The following is a 254-nucleotide window of genomic DNA, read 5'->3' on the forward strand; positions in this document are numbered from 1 at the left end:
GATACTCAATCCAGGGAGCCTTCTCCAAGTGACCTGAATCCATCACAGAACTCGCCAACCCCGGTGCCCCCAGGGCCACGGAACTCCCCGACACCCCTAGCCGCTCCAACACCTGCCAATTCCCCTGGTAGAACACCTGGCGCGCCCGCGGAGCCGAATCCATCATCCCCTCCCATTTGCCGCTTTCCAGTTGGTTGTAAGCGCGGGTCAGGTCCTGCACACGCGCATAAGCGGCCTCTGAGCTTCTGTGATCC

Annotated in this window: 1 protein-coding gene; it reads right to left on the bottom strand. The window is 61.4% G+C overall.

Annotation, left to right across the window (positions count from 1 at the left end):
- On the bottom strand, window positions 1–254 hold a 254-nt coding region (locus JAO29_RS23200), incomplete at both ends, for a hypothetical protein (protein WP_334270659.1).

Origin of the sequence: Edaphobacter sp. HDX4, from assembly GCF_036877565.1 — a bacterium.
Lineage (GTDB): Bacteria > Acidobacteriota > Terriglobia > Terriglobales > Acidobacteriaceae > Edaphobacter.